This window comes from Verrucomicrobiota bacterium (genome assembly GCA_034440155.1).
Classification (GTDB): Bacteria; Verrucomicrobiota; Verrucomicrobiia; order JAWXBN01; family JAWXBN01; genus JAWXBN01.
On the sequence record JAWXBN010000025.1, the window covers coordinates 1 to 15,593 of the forward strand.

The following is a 15,593-nucleotide window of genomic DNA, read 5'->3' on the forward strand; positions in this document are numbered from 1 at the left end:
CGGAAAGATTCAGGTGGTTGTCGATCCGGACGAGCGGAAGAAAATCGGAAACACGGCAAGCGGGCTCGATCCGGACGAGCGGAAGCTCGGGTCCCTCCAGTTGACGGGCAGATCGGGAGGTTGGCAAGCGGGCCGTTGGCCCGGCACGGGAGGCAAATCGGAAGGTTGGCAAGGGAGAGATCGTGCCTCCAGAGCGAGTTGCGCGGTTAATCGATTGCTTAGCGATTTGAACGAAGACCATCCATGAAATAGGAGATAACTGCGATCAATAGGAGCATACCGAGGAGTCCACCTCCCATGGCTGCTCCACCTAAATAAAAGCCGCCGCCACCGAAGACAAGGAGTAATACGAGAAGTAAAATGATTATGTTCATACAAGTAACATATCTTTGGTTAGCAGCACTTACTATGAGGTCTTCACCTTACCAAAAAGATTCAGGTGGTTGTCGATCCGGACGAGCGGAAGAAAACTGGAAACACGGCAAGCGGGTCCGATCCGGACGAGCGGAAGCTCGGGTCCCTCCAGTTGACGGGCAGATCGGAAGGTTGGCAAGTGGGCCGCTCGCGCGGCACGGGGAGAAGAATTTTAATTTTCGCGTTTGAGGAGGTAATCGGCGAGTTCGGCGAGGCGGGCGCCTTTTTTGCCGAAGGCTTTGATGGCGTCCATGGCGTGTTTGGTCAGGCGGGTGGCTTCAGCCTCGGCTTTTTTCATACCAAGGACGGAAGGATAGGTCGCTTTTCCGACGGCGGCATCTTTTCCTGCGGTTTTGCCGAGTTGCTCAGAGGTCTTTGTACAATCAAGGATATCGTCGATGACTTGGAAGGCCAGGCCGAGGTTATAACCGAAAGTCGTGAGGTTCTTGAGCTGGGCCGGTGTGGCATTCGCCGAGAAAGCACCAAAACGGATGCTTGTCGTCAAAAGGGCTGATGTCTTGCGTTCATGGATATACACGAGATCTTTATGGGAGAGTTTTTTACCCTCACCCTCGAGGTCAGCGACTTGGCCACCCACGAGAAAAAGGGAACCCGCGCAATTTGCCAGCTCGAGAATGATCGCTTGATGATTGTAGCGGGGCCAGGCGTTAGCCTTTGCCGACATTTCAAAGGCGATCGTCAGGAGGGCATCCCCGGCGAGAACCCCTACCCCTTCACCAAAGACCTTGTGATTCGTCAGGCGTCCGCGACGATAATCATCATTATCCATGGAGGGTAGATCGTCATGGATCAGGGAATAGGTGTGGATACACTCCACAGCACAGGCGAGCGGCATGACCTCGGAGGCCGTGCCCCCACAGGCTTCCGCAGCGGCGATAGCCAAAACGGGTCGGAGCCTTTTACCACCCGCAAAAATCGAATAACGCATCGCCTTATGGATGGTGGTGGGTTTTGTCGTGGCTTTCGGGAGGAGCTTGTCCAGAGCTTGATCGACCTTTTTACAATTGCCTATGATATAATTTTTCAAATCCATGATTCCCATGTCATATAAACGAACGCCGCTAACCGCAAGCCTGAAATATCAGGAGGGGTAAATTCCTTTTACTGGAATTCCAATAATTATAGGTGGCTTTTTGCCTATAAATAGTCTACTTTTTTCTTTCGAGAACAAAAATATTATGGCTGTCATTATTTGCAAATCCTGTGGTGAAGAAAATGAACCGGGCCGCATTTATTGTAATGAATGCAATCAAAAGCTTGATGCCGGAAATTTGAGTGGCCTTGTGGGTAATAAGGGAGACGCCCTGACAAAAACCACCATTCAAAAGAAAATCAAAGCCTCACAGAAAAAAGACCGCCCGCGCGCCGCGGCACAGACAGTCAGTAACCTCTTTTCCGCATTCGTCAAGCTCGTCATCTTAGTCATCCTGATAGGGATTATCGGGACGATCGGTTACGGGGGCTACCTGATGTATGATGCCCCGGAGGATATTCCTAAGTGGAAAGCCTATTCGAATTACGGCAAATGGGAGATCGAGGAGCAAGTGGCCTTTGAAGAGAGCTTCGACCGTGCGAATATTACAAAGCTCGATCTCGAGGATGCCCTTTTAAACCGGATGGCCGTGACAGCCAAATGGAATGAAAAGGATGTGAATGCATGGCTCTCCCGGAACCTGCCTGAAAAACCTGTTAAATTCGGACCGATTGACGGCCGTTTTATCGGGGCCTATATCCAGTTCGAGGCCGATGGGATCATGAATCTGATCATGCGGTATAAGATTTTTGACCAGCCGGTCTATTTCCAATACAAAATAAATACCTCGATGGAACAGGGGAATTTGTATAGCCAATATATCAGCGGTGCCATTAATAGTCTGCCTATCCATCAAATGATCATTGAGAGGCTTGCGAAGCCCCTTGATCCGATCCAGGCGGTCTTTATCAAAAATAAAGCTCGCCTCAACGAGTGTGACAGCTTGGAGATCAGGGATCAGGAAATAATCATCACTTGTGTCCAGAAAAATATCCCGGATATCGACCCCTTTGCGGCACCCCCTGTACCCGCAGAGGCATCACCCACTCCGGAAGACAAACCTGCAGCGCCACAACCGTGAGGCATTTTCTCCTCATCCACTGCCTAGTTTTTGTCTCTATCATCCCCTCCCTCCTTGAGGGGGCAGAACCCATCACTACGACCAGTGCAGACAACCGTTTTGTTGTTGTCAGCGAGAATCGCCAGACAAATATATTCATGATGGGATATATCGAGAGTTTCTTCCGTAAATTCAGCCAGACAATGCGCGTTTCGGGGGATTCCCCCCACCTTCTCAGGGTGGAGATACGCGAGGGGCTCAATGAGAAAATCACTCTAAGCCCCTTTATGGCGGGGAATAAACTTTGTTTCAAGATCACCCTCATTTCCCCGGGACTCTTCGACAGGGCCACCCTTGACAAGTACCTCGCACAAATTGCATTCAGCGCATACGCAAACCGCGACACCAAGCTCCGAGCGGGAGAGAGTTTGCGCACTGTGCCGGAGTGGATATGGCTGGGTTATTGTCATTATCAAAGCCCGACACCCACCACCTATTACATTAATATTATCCGCTCGATTTATGAGAATAGGCAGATCCCGCCCATGGACCGGATCCTCAATGCGGACTCCCCCGGCAAAATCGGATTAAACACCGAGGTCTGGACCGCATTCCAATGGCTTGTTTTCCGGTCCATCTACCTTTCAAACAAAGGGGCTGCCAATATCATGCTTATGGCCGTCGAAGACTCCGCAGGCCGCGACCCCCTCTCAGCTTTAACTAAGGTGATGGATTTCCAGTCAAATTCCGAACTTCAAAAATGGTGGATGCTCCAGGTCACCCATTATTGTGAAAACCTCATTACCGAACCCAAAAATGTCGTGGCCACGGAAAAAAAGTTATCCGACGTCCTGGTTTTTAACCTACCGGCGGAGGGCGCGGTGAATCTGGCGGATACCTTTATCCAATTCCGCACCACCCCAGAAATCGTCGTCCAGCTCCGGGAAAAAGTCGCCGCCCTGGCTAACCTGTATAGTGAGAGCCCCCCTGAATACCAACCGGTCATCCTCCGCTACCAAAGGCTTTTCCAATCCCTCCTCCAAGACCCGGCCAGCCCGATGACTCTGGAGCTGGAATCCCTGCGTAAATTCCGCAAGAATATCCTCGCACAGAATCAAAAGCGGATCGATCACCTTAATTGGTATATCGTCACAAAAACAGAACCCGACCGCCGGGAATTTGAAAAAATCTTTAGAATCTACGAAAATCTCGATGACCAGCAAAAACAAAAGGAATTCATCCCCCTGCCGGGATTAAAAATCTTAAAATCCGCCGATGAATAAGTATTCCCAAACTACTCTATTGCCAGAGAAAAGAAATTTGTTACGCTCCAGTCCCAGAAGAATATGAAAATTTCCGATCTTAGAGGTATTTTAAATTACGTCCCGAGTTTCCGGGAAAAGATATTTGTATTAGCAATCGATGGAGAAATCATCGAGCACGAGAACTTTGTCAATCTGGTCCTCGACATAGCCGTCCTGCGCAGCCTGAATATCAAGATCGTCATCGTCCATGGGGCCAGCCACCAGATCCGCCAGCTTTCCGGGGACCAAAACCAGCCTTACTCAAATGATGATGGCACGGGGATTACCGACGAGACTACCCTGAAGCTCTCGCTTCTGGCGGCTAACCGCCTGACCCACGAGATCATGGAGGGGCTCACCTCCAGTGATTTGCGGACCGCCTACGCAAATTGCGTCATCGCCCACCCCTATGGCATCGTCGGGGGCATCGACCACCAGCTCACCGGTAAAGTCGAAAAGGTCGATACAGAGTTCCTCTTTGCCCTTCTTAATAGCGGGGTGATCCCGATAGTCCCACCGCTGGGCTTCGACGGTGACGGTAAAACTTACCGGGTGAATTCCGACGGGGTCGCCTTGTCCATCGCCGAGGCTTTAAAGGCCAATAAACTCATTTACCTGACCACCGTTGACGGGTTACCGAACCACGGCACGATCTTCAGCCAGCTTGGTGTCATCGAGGCGGAGCAATACCTTAAAGAGAACTCCTCCACACTATCTAATGTCCTCGACTCGAAACTGCGGCACTGTATCCGGGCTTGCGAAAATGGTGTCGCCCGGGCCCACATCATCAACGGCAAACAGGATGAATGCCTGCTCGGGGAAATCTTCTCTAATGTCGGTGTCGGCACCATGATTTACGCGAATGAATACCAAGCCATCCGCAAAGCCCAAAAGAAAGACGTGAGCAATTTGCTTTCGATGATCAAGAACTCCGTCCAGAGCGAAGAGCTCATCAAACGGACACGCTCTGAAATCGTTTCCCAACTCCCCGATTATTACGTTTTTGAAATCGATAAAAACCTCGTGGGCTGCGTCGCCCTCCATCTTTTTCCTGAACAACAAGCCGGTGAAATGGCCTGTCTCTATGTAAAACACAGCCATGAGAATCAGGGAATCGGGCGTAAGCTCATGCAATTTGTGGAAACCACCGCGAAGGATAAAGGATTAAAGAAACTTTTCGCCCTTTCCTCCCAGGCCTTCATGTTTTTCCAACAAAAGGCCGGTTATGTCGAAGCCACTGCCGATGACCTGCCTCCAGGCCGGAAAGAAAAGTATCTCAAGAGCAAGCGGAACTCCAAAATCCTGGTCAGATCCCTCGTGGGATGACGCCCTCACCCAGTTTATGGGACCCTTAAAAATATCCAGTCGCTCCACCTTATCCCGGACCATCGCCCATCTCGCTAGGTTATATCATTCAAAGGAAACTATTAGCCGCCTTCTGTAACCTGTCATTGAGGGCAAGGCCCAGACCAGTCTGGGGAAAGCGCTCGGCATAAATCGTATCCACCTCGAGATGATCGGCACAGCGTAATGTCTGGAAAAAATTTGCCGCCGCCTCGGTCAAATCTGACTTTTCCGATAGGACAAACTCCTCCACACCCGCCATCCCCAGCTTCCGGCTGAAAGTCACCACCGCGATTTTTGCTCCGGAAGGAATCACGGGGGATTCGCCCGCCTCAAATATCCTGACTTTTGTCGCCGGGGCATAGTGTGCGGGTAAATTTCCCGGGGCCAAGCGCGGATCAAATTGCCCGGGGGCCGGGATTTCCTCACCGAGGACCTGTGCAATTTGCTCAAGGGTTAATGCTCCCAGTCGTAAACAAACCGGTTTCTCCCCGTCAAAACCGATAATCGTCGATTCCAGACCCTTTTCACAAGCGCCCCCGTCGAGTACCAGTGGGACATCCGGGCCGAGACCTTCCCTGACCGCATCCGCCGTTGTCGGGCTGAGTTTACCAAATTTATTTGCACTCGGCGCCGCCAGATACCCGCCAAAAGCCTCTAATAAATCCAAGGCCAAAGGGTGTGCCGGTACCCGGATGCCCACCGTGGATAGTCCCGCCGTCGCGAGGTCAGGGACCCAGTCTGCTTTGGGTAAAACCAAGGTTAATGGCCCGGGCCAGAAAATCATTGCTAACTTTTCCGCCACCGGGGAAAAATCTTTGACAACACCTCGGGCACCTTCAAATGAAGAGGCATGAATGATCAAGGGATCAAATGTGGGACGGTTTTTAACGGAAAAAATGCGGGATAATGCCGCTGGATTCGATGCGTCACCGGCGAGGCCATAAACTGTTTCTGTGGGCATACCAACGACTTGGCCGGCCTTTAAAAGGTCCACAGCTTGCGCAATTTGCCTGTCCAGGGATGGAATTCGACTCATAGAGATTTCTTCCATACTCAGAGACAGGCACGTTGACTTGTAAAGTTAAAACCAATATTATGCCGGGCTTATGGCTAAACCATCACTCGGTAAAGGATTGAGCGCACTCATTCCCGCACTCGCTAAAACACCTATCATTCCCGCACCCCCGGTCGAGGTCGAACCCGTCCCCGGCGAAAAAGTATATGAACTCGAGATCGATAAGATTCATAAGAACCGGTTCCAGCCCCGGCGCGTTTTTAAAGAAGAAGAGATAAATGAACTTGCCTCATCCATCAAAACCCACGGCATTATCCAGCCCGTCGTCGTCCGCAAGAGTGATACAGGCTACGAACTGATCTCGGGTGAACGCCGCCTGCGGGCCAGCCAGTCAATCGGGGCGAAAACTGTCCGAGCCATTATCCGGGAAGCCTCTGACTCACAAATCGCCGAACTGGCCTTGATCGAGAATATCCAGCGGGAGAACCTTAACGCCATCGAGGAAGCCGAAGCCTACCAGACGCTCATCGACATTTTTAATCTCCGCCAAGAAGATGTCGCCGGGCGTGTCGGCAAAAACCGGGCGACCATTACGAATTCCTTACGCCTGCTCTCCCTCCAATCCGAGGTCCGTCAACACGTCGCCACCGGCCATCTCAGTGTCGGCCATGCCAAAGTCCTGATGGGCCTCGACGATGCCCAAATCCAGCTCGATGCCGCCGAGAAGATTATTAAAAGCGGTCTGAGCGTCCGCCAGACAGAGATCCTCGTCTCGGAATTAAAAAGATCCGTCGCCCGCAATAAAGATCATGGGAAACATTCCGAACTCGAGCTCGACACGACCATGACAAATTTAATCGAACAAATCGAACGTTCCTTCCGCCAGAAACTCGGCACCAAAGTCCAGATCAAACATGGAAAGGACAAAGGCTCCATCATGATCGAGTATTATGGTAATGACGACCTGAACCGGGTGCTTGAGTCCCTCGGGATTACCCTTTAATTTTTCATTAACATTATCCCCCCCCCCACTATGGAAATCGCATTGATCCGCCGCCGCTTCACCCTTTCCGGGGGGGCGGAGAATTATACCCAAAGACTCGCCCTAGGCCTGGCCGACCGCGGGATCAAGGTCACCATTATCTGTGAGGACTGGCCCGTCTTTGATGAGAGAATCGTGATCCGCACCCTCCCCACCTGCATCACCCCGATCCAATTCGCCGATGAGGTCCAGAAGCTCATGGAGACACGCTCCTTTGATTTCATCTTTAGTCTAGAGCGGGTCTATCGTTGTGATGTTTACCGCGCAGGTGACGGGGTCCACCGAGCCTGGTTAAATGCCCGCGCCGAGCATTTGGGCAAATGGTACAAAATCACCGACATGCTCAACCCCAAGAATCACCAGCTTTTAAAAATCGAAAAAGAGCTTTTCAGCCCCGGCCACACCCGCGCAATCACGACGAACTCCTACCGGATCGCCAAAGAACTCGTCGAGATATACTCCTATCCCCCCGACCGTATCCATGTGATTTATAACGGGGTCGATATTAAAAAGTTCTCTTCAGGAAAGAGGGATGATATCCGCCGTAAGTACAATCTCACAGACGAGGATTTCCTGGTCCTCATCGTCGGCTCGGGCTGTAAACGAAAAGGTTTTATCCCCTCAGTCAAAGCCCTCTCACGCCTCCCGTCGAATGCCAAGCTCATGATCCTAGGCAAAGACACCCACCGTATCCCCGCTTCCGTGAGCAAAATTCCATTAGCTAAAAACCGCCTCATCTATTGTAGTCCGACAGACAAACCCGAGGATTATTACGCTGCCGCCGATATTTTCCTGCTCCCGACCCTATACGAACCATTCTCAAACGCATGCTTGGAGGCGATGGCCGCCGGCCTACCCGTGATTACCACCATCGTCAATGGATTCGCCGAGATCCTGACTACCGAAACCGGTATCAAGCTCAAGCGTTCGCGTGACCCGAAAGAAATCGCCGCCGCTATCGAGTCCCTGATGAGCCGTGAAAAACTCGCTCGGTTCAAAGCCGCTGCAGCAGAAAAAATCACTGACTTTACTATTACCCGTAATATCAATGAAACCATGAAGCTTATCCAGGTCACGGCCCGGCTCCGACGATGAAATATATTTCTTTCGCCATTTTCAGCTTGGTTTACTTTTATTGCACCCTGCTGCCAGTGGGATTCCTCCTGCGGCTCGGCCGATGGATGGGGTTTCTTTTTTATTATATCGATGGGGCTCACAGGAAAATCGCCCAGTTTAACCTCCGCGTGGCTTATGGGGACCAGTGGGACGAGAAAAAAATCAGGACCGTCGCTCGTGAATCCTTCATGCGTCTAGGCAGTAATTTCCTCTCCTATATCAAACTCGCCCAGATCCCCACGGACAAAATCATCTCTCGAATGGAACCCCGGGGGAAGGAAATCCTCCTGGATGCACACAAAAAAGGCAAAGGAGTCATCCTGGTCACCTCACACATGGGTAACTGGGAGATCTACGCGCGTGTCCATAAATTCATGCCCACCCTGAAATTTTCAGGCATATATCAGAAACTCAAGAACCCCCTCATCGATAAAGTCCTCGTTGATATACGCACCAACGGGGGGATCGACATGATCGAAAAAAAATATGCCTGGGAGCGCGGCCTCAAAAAACTCCGGAATAATGAAGTCCTTAACTTCCTAGCCGATCAGCATACCGGCGATGTCGGCGTCTGGATTCCCTTTTTCGGACGCCTCGCCTCCTCTACAAATCTCGCCGGTCTTTTCGCTAAAAAAACAGGGTCTATTATTATCCCGATCAGCTGCAGGCAAAAGTCTGTGGGACAATGGATCATCGAAGCCCATGACCCCCTCGAGTCAGAAGTCAACGGGGAAGTCTTGGACCCTAATGAGATCACATTCCGGATAAACCAACACCTCGAAAAAAATATTTCTTTAAGCCCCGAAGACTATTTCTGGGTGCATAACCGCTGGAAAACACCCAAACCAAATTTCCTACTTCATCATTATAAACGCGGCTACTTCATCCCCCCAGATTTCCCACTTAAACCCTTCCGTATCCTCATCCGGGTCCCAAATTGGCTCGGTGACGCGATCATGGCCATGCCCGCAGTCTCCTTAATCAAACATGGCCGCCCCGACACCCATGTGACCATCCTCACCCGGGAGAATCTCTCCGATCTCTGGCACGGCTTTAAAGATGCCGACAGTATCATCACTATCAAAAAGGGGGAATCCTCAAACCGCATCGCCCATAAACTCGAAACCGAGCATTTCGATGTCTCGATCACCCTGCCGAACTCCACCTCCTCCGCACTCCCCGCTTTTTTTGCCGAAATCCCCCGCCGGGTGGGTTACCGTGGCAAATGGCGCAAATTGCTCTTGAACCAAACGATTCCAGAATCCCGTCGCCACAAGAATGATGAACATCAGATGCTCGACTATATCGGCATCGCCCGGGAGATTGGTGCCGACCGCAATCTCATCCCCCTGCCCCAGCTTCGTTTCGAGGCTGACATCACCCGTTTCGAGTTACCCATGCAAAAAATCATCATTGTCGCAAGCGGGGCCGAGTATGGATCGGCCAAACGCTGGCCGGCGGCCAAATTTGCCGAGGCCTGTCGCCTGATTGCCCTTAAAGAAAAAGTGTATTTTATTTTTGTCGGACTGGAAAGTGACTGTGAACGGAATGATAAAATCATCAAGAGTGCCAATGTCGCCGCCAGTAACCTCTCAGGCCTGACCACCCTCTCCGAACTGGGGGCGATCCTTCAGAAAGCCACCGCCACCCTCAGTAATGATTCCGGGGTCATGCACCTCTCCAGTGCCTTAGGTATTCCCACCATCGCCATTTTCGGTTCCACTGACCCGGTATTAACAGGCCCCATCGGTCCGAAAAATAAAATCATCCACCATCAAGTAGAGTGCTCCCCCTGTTTCCTCCGTGAATGTCCCATTGATTTCCGTTGTATGAATGCCATCTCTCCCGAAGAGGTCGCCCAAGCGGTTCTCGGAATGGTGAGTCCGGAGGTGGCATGAAGCTATCTTTCTGCCTGATCACAAAAAACGAAGAGGCGAACCTTCCGCGTTGCCTAACCAGCGTCGCACCTTTGGCCGACGAAATCATCGTCCTAGACACAGATAGCACCGACCGCACGGTGCAAATTGCGCGGGAGTACGGGGCCAGTGTTTTTGTCGAGGAATGGAAAGGGTACGGGGCGCAGAAGAATTCCGCCGCCCAGAAAGCCTCTCACCCCTGGGTATTCTCAATCGATGCTGACGAGGAAATCTCCCCCGCTCTCGCTGGGCAAATTACCCAATGGAAAAAGCGGGAGGATCAAAACCCCACCGATGCATGGGAAATATGCCGTTGCGTCTTTTACGAGGGGAAATGGATCCGTCACGGGGACTGGTATCCTGACTGGGTCGTACGCATCTTCCACCGGGAGCACAGCCATTTCACCGAGGTCAAAGTCCACGAGAGCGTCACTGTCCCCGGCCAAAAGTGCAAATTGCCCGGCGACCTTTATCACTACACTTATAAGGATTATGCTGACCAACTCGAGCGCATCGACAAATATGCACACCTCTGGGCCGGAGAAAAAGCCCGCCAAGGAAAATCCAGCTCACCCCTCGCCCCACACTTGCATTCATTGAGCCGTTTCCTACGGGGCTACATCATCAAAGGCGGATTCCGCGACGGAAAGCTCGGGGCGCAAATCGCACTGGCCAACGCACATGAAGTCTTCTTGAAATACAAACTCCTCCAAGAAAAAACACGGCATCCATGAGTAAACACCAGACAGCGAAATCAGCGAGTATCATCGGTATCTTTGTGATGATCAGCCGGGTCTTGGGGCTCTTGAGAGAAACCTTATTCGCCTATTTTTTCGGGGCCGGTGCCTTGGCCTCGGTTTTTATCAATGCCTTCCGCATTCCCAACCTCCTCCGTGACCTTTTTGCCGAAGGCGCCCTTTCCACCGCCTTTGTCACGACATTTTCAAAGGTCGCCCATCAGAAGGGTGATAAGGAAGCATTTCGCCTCGCCAGCTTGGTGCTAAATGCCTTGGCGATCATCCTGGGACTGATTGTTATTCTGGGGATTATTTTTTCACCGCAAATTGTCCAGTTAATCGCCTCGGGATTCTCCCCCGAGAATAAAGAACTCATGACGGTACTCCTCCAGATCATGTTCCCCTTTATCCTCCTAGTTTCATTCGCCGCCGTCTGGATGGGTATCTTGAATGCTAAAAATAAATTTGCTGTCCCGGCCTCTGCCTCATCCTTTTTTAATCTGGGATCGATCGTAGGGGGATTCAGCCTGGCTTGGCTCATGGACCCGACATGGGGACCCCGGGCGGTTATCGGAATGTCACTGGGTGTCATGATCGGGGGATTACTCCAGTGGTTAGTCCAAGCACCCACCCTCTGGAAACTCGGATACCGTTACCGTTTTATCCTCGACTGGAAAGACCCTGGGCTGCGCCAGATCTGTCTCCTCATGGGGCCCGCCGTGATCGCGACGGCAGCGGTACAGGTAAATGTGCTCGTGAATACCATTTTTGCGAATTTCATCAGTGAATCCGCTGCCAGTCGTTTGTATTATGCTTTCCGTTTCCTCCAGCTGCCCATCGGCGTCTTTGGTGTCGCCATCGGTACAGCCATGCTCCCGGGCCTTTCCCGGGCGGCTGCGGATAAAAATGACCTGGAGTTCAAAGATATTCTGAATCATTCCCTAAAACTGGTTCTTTTCCTATGTATCCCTGCTACAGCCGGACTCATCTATCTCGGGGATGCGATCATCGGGACCATTTATCAAATCGGCGGGAAATTTAATGCCGCCGACACATCGGATGTGACACGGGTGCTCCAGGCTTACTCCATCGGGTTAGTCGCCTATTCGGCCATTAAAATCCTGACCCCAGCCTTTTATGCCATGGGTTCATCGGTCAAGCCATCCCTCGTCAGTCTCGGTGCCATCATGGTGAATCTTGTTTTGAATTATATCATCACGATCAAACTCGGCCTCGGCGAAGCCGGCCTAGCACTCGTCACCGCCTGTGTGGTCATTATCAATTCCATTCTACTCATCATCTTATTATCCAAACAAGTACACGGCTGGGATAAAAAACCGATTTTTATCTCGGGGGCTAAAATCATCACCGCCACACTTTTAATGTCCGTGGCCGGCGGCGGCATTCATCATCTCTGGCATGTCCATCTGGGGATCCATACTTGGATTTTACGTTTTGGCGACCTTTGCACCAGTGGTGCTGTGAGTTTGATTGTTTACCTGATTGCTTGTAAGTTACTCAAAGTCCATGAACTCGGAGAATTCACCCAACTCATCCTCAGACGTCGTAACCGCGGAAAAAGCGGTGGCGGACAGACTCCGGCGTAAAGTCTCCGAGCTCCCCCATAAACCCGGGGTCTATGTCTATAAAGACCGCCTCAACCGGGTGATCTATGTCGGTAAGGCCCGTGACCTGCATAAACGTGTCAGCCAATATTTCCATCCCTCCCGCCGCCACGGCTGGGATGTCAAACTCAAAGCCCTCCTCGACAGCATCTGGGACATGGAGCACCATGTCGTCCGCTCCGAACCCGAGGCTCTCCTCCTGGAAGGCAAACTCATCAAGGAATACCGCCCGAAATATAATATCAGCTTCCGGGACGATAAAAAATTCCTCATGGTCAAAGTCAACCTCGACGATCCCATCCCTCGATTGATCCTCACACGGATCAAAAAAAATGACGGGGCCCGTTATTTCGGACCCTTCGCCCATTCGGGTGCCCTGAGGACGACCATGGAAATCATTAAAAAACGTTTCCGTCTCCGTTCCTGCCGGGCGTATGAACCCGGAGAAATGGAGTATAAACACTGTCTCAACCACGCGATAAAAATCTGTAGCGCCCCGTGTGTGGGGGTTATCTCCCGAGAGGATTATAAACAGAGCATGATCCAGGCCTGTGAAGCTCTCGAAGGGAATAATGAAGAAATCCTGATTGAACTCAAGGACTCGATGGAAGCCGCAGCGGCCAGACTCGATTTTGAAAAAGCCACGGAATTACGTAATGCGATCGAAGACTTAAAAAAGACGGCACAACACACCCGGAAATTTGAACGTAATTTCCTCAATATCACGATTGATCCTGCACGCGACCTGGGCGCCTTAGGAGAGGCCCTCGGACTTGCTCTTCCGCCGAAGATCATGGAGTGTTTCGATATTTCAAATATTTCGGACACTCATATCGTCGCTTCCATGGTTTGTTTCCAGGATGGTAAACCCAGCCGTGACGATTACCGCCGGTACCGGATCAGTGGGGTCGATGGCCAAAATGACTTTGCCAGCATGGCCGAGGTGATCCGCCGACGTTACTCCCGTGTGCTCACACAGAAAATCCGCAGGCCAGACCTCATTATCGTCGATGGTGGCAAAGGCCAGCTCGGCATGGCGGTGCAGGAGCTCACCTCCCTCGGACTCGATGGGATCCCAGTCATCGGTCTAGCAAAGGAATTTGAGGAAATCCACCGTCCCGGGGAATCTCTTCCCCTGCGTTTACCCGAAAATAGTGGTGCTTTAAAAATGCTCCAACGCATCCGTGATGAGGCCCACCGAGTGGCTAATGGTTACCACCAGCTCCTCCTAAAAAAACGGATCGCTGAAAGTCTCCTTGATGATATCCCGGGTATCAGCCAGACGCGGAAAGTCAATTTGCTTCGTGAATTTGGCAGTATCCAAAAAATCAGGGACTCCACCCCCACTCAAATCGCCGAAGTCGATGGCATCGGCAAAAAACTCGCTCAGGAAATCTATGATTGGTTCCGCAAAGGCTCCCCTGTAGTCGAGGCGAAAATCGGGAGTGATGCACTCCCCCTCGGCTAAACTCCGCTTTGTCTAAAAGTAAAAAATGGCGATCTAGCTAAAGATTTATGTTCCGAAATTTTTCTGTTCATTTAACTCGTCAAGAGCTTTGGCCCCCTCGAGCAAAATGCTCTGGTAAGGACTCTGGATGGTCTGGATGACATGGCTGACTTCCTCACTAAAATCGTAGGAGCAACGCCCCCAGTGGAGCATCTCATAACAGGCTGTTTCCCCGCTTTTTTTGGCTGTTTTTGCATGAATCAGTACACCTACATTAATAAAGGCCCAGCCGATCTCATCCGTCGCCAAATTAATAATCTCGATTTTCCCGCTCCAATTACTCATGCAAAGCATCTGGATCAGATCGGCCAAATGAAGGGTCGAAAGGTAGCCTAGCTTGAATTTTTTTGGCTCCTCTACAATGGCTACTTCCTCACTGGCGGGAGGATTCCCGGCCTTCACTATTTTCTCCGTAGTCACCTTGTGGAACTTTAGGTTCACCGCCTGTCGCACCATCTCATATTGGTAGGGCTTCGATAGAAATATGGAATCATCCGGGCTCCAATCAATCGACATCAAGAGAGAAGACTGCGGGGAACCCAATACGATCTTGTCCACGTCCCCTTGTTTTTTGATCAGGGCCTGATGAAAGACCTGGAACCCAATCCCCGGCTTTTCATCATCAAAGATGAGAAGGTCCATCTTCCGGTCAAAGGCGAAACTGCCGGGGACTTCAATAATCTCTGCCCCTTCGATAGAACTCAGGGCCAATTGAATCCATTCCGCGGTTGATTTTGGTTGTATGGCTAGTCCAATTAACATTTATAAACCTGTTTTATTTTCATTTTTATTAAGCAAGTCACGTGCCGAAACCCTTCTCGGCACGCAATTTGCTCTATCTTTTTTAAATCGCAAATAAAAAAATCAAATTAACTAATAATTTAACGGCTATTGACTTATGTTTTCAGGTAGTTTTGCACAGATATCACTTGGGGAAGTCTTGAGATTGCTCACGGCCGCCTCCCAAAATGGCGAACTCATTATTATTTCGCAAGGATACAAGATCGGATCGGTCTTTTTGACAAATGGCCAAATCGCCGATGCAAAAACACCCTCATTCAATTCCCTCGATGCGATTAGTGAACTCTGTGCCTACACAAATGCTGATTTTACTTTCGAGCAAGGGGCAAGGTCAGACACTCAAAACCTTCTCGGTATTCCCACGATCAAAATCATCGAGACAATCATCGGGCGCGTGAATCAAATCAACTTGATCCGTTCCTTCGCCCCCATGCCCAATGAAATCGTGATCTACCGTCCATCCGAAAATATCGGCCAGCTGGACGCTTCCCAAGATGAGTTAACCTTATTGCTCTTGGCCAATGGCCTGCGGAGCATCGAGCAAATTGCGCTCGACTCCGGTAAAACACTGGATTTCGTCCAGCAATCCTTTGCCCGCTTTCGCCAAGCTAATGTGATCGACATCGTCAAAGTCCATCTCCCTCCGACACCACCC

At 51.0% G+C, this 15,593-nt stretch carries 14 protein-coding genes; 10 read left to right on the forward strand and 4 right to left on the reverse strand.

All coding sequences use genetic code 11. From position 1 onward, the window contains the following. Positions 1-218: 218 nt before the first annotated feature. The gene (locus SGI98_02555) at positions 219-374 is read right to left on the reverse strand and encodes a DUF3309 domain-containing protein (GenBank protein MDZ4742285.1); all 156 of its coding nucleotides are present in this window, start codon (positions 372-374) and stop codon (positions 219-221) included. Positions 375-586: 212 nt separating this feature from the next. Beyond that, entirely contained in the window at positions 587-1,468 is an 882-nt protein-coding gene (locus tag SGI98_02560; protein ID MDZ4742286.1) for a farnesyl diphosphate synthase, read from the reverse strand. Between the two features lie 145 nt (positions 1,469-1,613). Here SGI98_02560 and SGI98_02565 point away from each other — a divergent pair, with 145 nt between their 5' ends. The 3 genes from SGI98_02565 (at position 1,614) to argA (ending at position 5,158) form a co-directional block, all read left to right on the forward strand. Next, the gene (locus SGI98_02565) at positions 1,614-2,549 is read left to right on the forward strand and encodes a zinc ribbon domain-containing protein (GenBank protein ID MDZ4742287.1); all 936 of its coding nucleotides are present in this window, start codon (positions 1,614-1,616) and stop codon (positions 2,547-2,549) included. Then, complete coding sequence (locus SGI98_02570) at positions 2,546-3,811, forward strand: hypothetical protein (protein ID MDZ4742288.1); 1,266 nt, start codon at positions 2,546-2,548, stop codon at positions 3,809-3,811. Before SGI98_02565 ends, SGI98_02570 begins: the two co-directional genes overlap by 4 nt. Positions 3,812-3,874: 63 nt before the next feature. Then, positions 3,875-5,158, forward strand: a complete 1,284-nt coding sequence (gene argA / locus SGI98_02575; protein ID MDZ4742289.1) for an amino-acid N-acetyltransferase — start codon at positions 3,875-3,877, stop codon at positions 5,156-5,158. A gap of 88 nt (positions 5,159-5,246) precedes the next feature. Here argA and SGI98_02580 read toward each other — a convergent pair whose 3' ends face one another. Next, complete coding sequence (locus SGI98_02580; protein MDZ4742290.1) at positions 5,247-6,215, reverse strand: L-threonylcarbamoyladenylate synthase; 969 nt, start codon at positions 6,213-6,215, stop codon at positions 5,247-5,249. Positions 6,216-6,285: 70 nt separating this feature from the next. Here SGI98_02580 and SGI98_02585 point away from each other — a divergent pair, with 70 nt between their 5' ends. From SGI98_02585 to SGI98_02610, 6 genes are read left to right on the forward strand one after another with little or no spacing between them, the layout of a single operon-like run. Next, positions 6,286-7,197: a ParB/RepB/Spo0J family partition protein gene (locus SGI98_02585; GenBank protein MDZ4742291.1), complete on the forward strand. Its 912-nt coding sequence runs from the start codon at positions 6,286-6,288 to the stop codon at positions 7,195-7,197. A gap of 30 nt (positions 7,198-7,227) precedes the next feature. Continuing rightward, positions 7,228-8,331, forward strand: coding sequence for a glycosyltransferase family 4 protein (locus SGI98_02590; GenBank protein MDZ4742292.1), 1,104 nt, complete (start codon positions 7,228-7,230; stop codon positions 8,329-8,331). Then, positions 8,328-10,250: a lipopolysaccharide heptosyltransferase II gene (gene waaF / locus SGI98_02595; protein MDZ4742293.1), complete on the forward strand. Its 1,923-nt coding sequence runs from the start codon at positions 8,328-8,330 to the stop codon at positions 10,248-10,250. The genes SGI98_02590 and waaF overlap by 4 nt, the downstream gene beginning before the upstream one ends. After that, positions 10,247-11,002 (forward strand): glycosyltransferase family 2 protein, encoded by a 756-nt coding sequence (locus SGI98_02600; GenBank protein ID MDZ4742294.1) that lies wholly within the window; start codon positions 10,247-10,249, stop codon positions 11,000-11,002. Before waaF ends, SGI98_02600 begins: the two co-directional genes overlap by 4 nt. Further along, the gene (murJ, locus tag SGI98_02605; GenBank protein ID MDZ4742295.1) at positions 10,999-12,612 is read left to right on the forward strand and encodes a murein biosynthesis integral membrane protein MurJ; all 1,614 of its coding nucleotides are present in this window, start codon (positions 10,999-11,001) and stop codon (positions 12,610-12,612) included. The genes SGI98_02600 and murJ overlap by 4 nt, the downstream gene beginning before the upstream one ends. Beyond that, on the forward strand, positions 12,590-14,098 hold the full coding sequence (locus SGI98_02610) for an excinuclease ABC subunit UvrC (GenBank protein ID MDZ4742296.1): 1,509 nt from the start codon (positions 12,590-12,592) through the stop codon (positions 14,096-14,098). The genes murJ and SGI98_02610 overlap by 23 nt, the downstream gene beginning before the upstream one ends. A gap of 45 nt (positions 14,099-14,143) precedes the next feature. On the opposite strand, the gene SGI98_02615 is transcribed toward SGI98_02610, so the two are convergent. Then, positions 14,144-14,899, reverse strand: coding sequence for a DUF4388 domain-containing protein (locus tag SGI98_02615; GenBank protein MDZ4742297.1), 756 nt, complete (start codon positions 14,897-14,899; stop codon positions 14,144-14,146). 136 nt (positions 14,900-15,035) lie between these two features. Between SGI98_02615 and SGI98_02620 the strand changes: the two genes are divergently transcribed. Further along, on the forward strand, positions 15,036-15,593 hold a 558-nt coding region (locus SGI98_02620), incomplete at its 3' end, for a DUF4388 domain-containing protein (protein MDZ4742298.1).